Origin of the sequence: Liquorilactobacillus vini DSM 20605, from assembly GCF_000255495.1 — a bacterium.
Lineage (GTDB): Bacteria > Bacillota > Bacilli > Lactobacillales > Lactobacillaceae > Liquorilactobacillus > Liquorilactobacillus vini.
The window spans coordinates 1-3,717 of the sequence record NZ_AHYZ01000137.1 but is presented as its reverse complement, the minus strand read 5'-3'; the positions used below and the strand labels follow the sequence as shown (position 1 = coordinate 3,717).

Annotated in this window: 3 protein-coding genes, 1 tRNA gene and 1 pseudogene; 4 read left to right on the top strand and 1 reads right to left on the bottom strand. The window is 32.9% G+C overall.

Annotation, left to right across the window (positions count from 1 at the left end; genetic code table 11):
* Positions 1 to 23 precede the first annotated feature (23 nt).
* A complete protein-coding gene (locus tag ON15_RS07900) occupies positions 24 to 404 on the bottom strand; it encodes a hypothetical protein (protein WP_010580957.1) in 381 nt (126 codons plus the stop codon).
* Positions 405 to 737: 333 nt separating this feature from the next.
* On the opposite strand from ON15_RS07900, the pseudogene ON15_RS11490 reads away from it, so the two are divergent.
* The 4 genes and pseudogenes from ON15_RS11490 to ON15_RS07890 all read left to right on the top strand — a co-directional run.
* Positions 738 to 979 (top strand): annotated as a pseudogene (locus ON15_RS11490) (ATP-binding protein); the annotation flags it as partial.
* Positions 980 to 2,066: 1,087 nt separating this feature from the next.
* A complete protein-coding gene (locus ON15_RS12325; protein WP_010580956.1) occupies positions 2,067 to 2,210 on the top strand; it encodes a hypothetical protein in 144 nt (47 codons plus the stop codon).
* Complete coding sequence (locus ON15_RS07895) at positions 2,161 to 3,540, top strand: peptide MFS transporter (RefSeq protein WP_141567407.1); 1,380 nt, start codon at positions 2,161 to 2,163, stop codon at positions 3,538 to 3,540. Before ON15_RS12325 ends, ON15_RS07895 begins: the two co-directional genes overlap by 50 nt.
* Positions 3,541 to 3,606: 66 nt before the next feature.
* A tRNA-Tyr gene (locus ON15_RS07890) sits at positions 3,607 to 3,689 on the top strand.
* Positions 3,690 to 3,717 lie beyond the last annotated feature (28 nt).

The following is a 3,717-nucleotide window of genomic DNA, read 5'->3' as shown; positions in this document are numbered from 1 at the left end:
AAATAAAAGCAAATACTAAGCTTCTAAAATGCATTTTTTGAAAAACTTAACATTGAAAAATAGCTTACTAAAAAAGCAGCAAATGTTATTAAAGCATACCAAATATAAAAAGCATTAATATAGCTAAAATGAAATAAAAGGAATGCCCAAATGTAAAGATAAGTTGATGGATAAAATAAAAACGTAGCTACACCTGTTTGCTGGAAAACATTTGTTGCTATAAAAGTAAAAAAATGTCCTTGTTTTAAATTGCAAAAAATTTGTTGAACTCTTGAAGCATGAAATGAAAAATCTGAAAGTTCATATATTCTTCCAGTTTTTATATACCAAGCAATTGTAGAAACAGAAGCTAATAAAAAAATTACAATTGCAAAAATATTAAACATAAATCTTTTTCTTTTCATTGATAAAATCCCCATTAATATTCATAATTTGTTAGCACGAACCATCCAAAAATTTGTATCTGTGTTTATATTTGGAAGGGCTGAAAAAATATCTGTAACATTTAGTATGATTCAGAGTTAGCACTTCTACCGTGTAGTTGCCCACTGTTAAAATTGTGCATAAACACACTCCTTTTTTGACAAATTATAACACAAAAAGTTTATAAAAATCTTGCTAAATCTGTTGATAGACCTAAATAATGCATTAATTGAAACTTTGTTAATTCGTTAATTTCACTTTTTTTCTTGCATTGATATTAGTAAATGAAGCGCAAGCCGGTTTGCCTCCAATTTATACTCTCGCAACTAGGATACCCGCCTTTAGCAACAGATGATGCAAATTTACTTTTTCAGTTGATAAATGGAAGATATGAACGTAAATCAACAATTGTGACAACCAATCTGCCACTATCAAGTTGGGGAGTGGTCCTTCACAATTTGGCAGCAGCCGAAGCGATTCTGGTCGTCTTGTTTATTATTCGCATATTATCAAAATTAAGGGAAAGCCATACAGGTTAATGAATGGCCAACAGTAAACCGCCATTTTGGAGGTGCGGACGTTTTTTGGACCATATTAATTACATCTGTTTTGTTCTTGGTACTGTAAAGGACTGATACCACCAAGAGATATTTTTATCCTTTTTTCGGTAATTTCAGTTCTGTAATTTGGCAGTTTGTTCGAACTCGATTCAAGCAGGTCATCTTGCTTTACTCGGTACTCATCAAGCAAGCATCTGTATTTGTAGTAGTTGAGATGCTTGAGTGCCCTAGCCGTTTATTAATTGCTTAAATCAGAATAATCTGAAGAAGCATGAAAGCAACATACAAATAGCTAAGTTAAGGAAAATGAAACTTTTTTTGTGTAATCCAAGTTCATTCGATAATTAATGTGGCATATGATTTTGGATTGATTGCTGGTTAACTCTAACAATGCAATTTGCTGGTCTATTTTTCTTTTTTCAAGCAGCTGTTACTCTCACTGCAATGATTTTAGGGGTCTTAGGCTGATATTATAGTTCTTCAGGTTGAATTGAGATTTGGGGAATAGAAACTCAGATTTACTTAAACATAGCTCTGTAAAAATTACCGTAAAGATCGTAGGTATTACGTTTTTCAGCAGTAATTGCTACAAACCTTTTACTTACATCAAGATATAAATAATTACTTTTGATTGTTTTGATTTGTTATAGATAACTGCAACATCTTGAGCAAAGTCTTTTTCGATCAAGTTATCAGAAATATTGGTTGTACTTGAGGTAACAATTCGGCGTTTTATTAATTATTGCTTTTTAAAATTTTGATAATTAGAATGTTGTTGTGTTATAATAAATAAGTTATGTCTTGACGTAAGATTTTGTCGGTAATTATAAATAAAGCGTAGTCTGGCACTAATGACTTGAATAGACCTATTTTTATTTAGTCATTATGAACATTAATTAATTGTTTTGAAGATGAATAATATTAATTATAATTTAATTCGAAATTTTGTTAAATAATGATTGTTTCTTGTAAGATTTGCAAGGAGCCATTAAATTTAATTGAATGAAAAAAGCCGATTGATTTTATAAATTGAGCGGTATTTTTTTAAGAGATTTCAAATGTATTTTTTTGGAGGAGTTTTTAATGAATTTAGAAAAAAATGATCAGCAGTTTTTAGGTCATCCTCGTGGCTTAGCAACACTTTTCTTCACCGAAATGTGGGAACGCTTTAGTTACTATGGTATGCGGGCAATTTTGCTTTTTTTACATGTATTATGCAGCTTCTAAAGGTGGCCTTGGGTTAGACAAACCGTTAGCAGCGTCAATCATGTCAATCTATGGTTCACTGGTATATCTTTCAAGTGTCTTGGGTGGTTTTGTCAGTGATCGAATTCTCGGCAGTCGTAAAACAGTTTTCATTGGTGGCGTTTTAATCATGTTTGGTCACATTGCTTTAGCAACTCCATTTGGAAAGATTGCTTTATTTATTTCGATTGCTTTGATTGTGATTGGAACAGGTTTATTAAAACCCAATATTTCTGAAATGGTTGGTGGATTATACCAGGAAAATGATCCACGACGTGATGCTGGTTTTAGTATTTTTGTTTTTGGGATTAATATGGGAGCATTTATTGCGCCAATCGTAGTTGGTTATCTTGGTCAAAATGTTAATTTTCATTTAGGCTTTTCATTGGCAGCAATTGGAATGTTTTTTGGCTTATTGCAGTATTACTTTGATGGGAAAAAATATCTTTCACGTGAAAGTTTATATCCAACGGATCCTTTAGAACCTGAGGATTTAAAAAAAGTTTTGCGTTGGTCACTTTTAGCAGTAATTTCGACTGGTCTAATTTTAACTATTATGAAATTATTTGACCTCTTAAATTTACAAAATATTATTTTTTTGATTACAATAGTTGCAATCTTTATTCCGATCTTTTATTTTATTATGATGATTGCTAGCCGCAAAGTTACCAAGATCGAGCGGTCCCGAGTTAAAGCCTATATTCCTTTATTCATAGCCAGTATTTTGTTCTGGTCGATTGAAGAACAAGGATCGGTTGTGCTAGCTTTATTTGCTAATGAGCAAACACGGCTATCTTTTTTCGGCCTAATTAAATTTCCATCGAGTCTTTTCCAAAGTTTAAATCCATTCTTTATTATGATTTATGTACCAGTTTTTGCAATGCTATGGACTAAGCTTGGGCAGCATCAACCATCATCACCAAAAAAATTTTCGTATGGCTTATTCTTTGCCGGAGTTTCATTTCTTTGGATGATACTGCCAGTGTTACTTTACGGAACAAGCTCAAAGGTTTCTCCGTTTTGGCTTTTTATGAGCTGGGCGATCGTTATTATTGGTGAAATGTTAATTTCGCCGATTGGTTTATCAGCAACGACTAAACTGGCTCCTAAAGCTTTTCAGTCGCAAATGATGAGCATGTGGTTTTTAAGCGATGCTGCCGCTCAAGCGGTGAATTCACAATTAGTTAGATTCTATAACCATAGTACCGAAATTGCTTACTTTGGAATAATCGGTACGATTACGATTATTTTTGGCCTATTGTTACTAGTTATTTCACCGCAAATCGAAAAATTAATGATTGGTGTTAAATAGTTACTTGCAAACCTGGTTAAAGTAGCGTATAATTCATTAAGTCAGGTGTTAATTAACATCATGTTTGGAAGGGTAGCGAAGTCTGGCTAAACGCGGCGGACTGTAAATCCGCTCCTTCGGGTTCGGTGGTTCGAATCCACTCCCTTCCATTATTTGTTGATGGTAAGTCGTTCATTA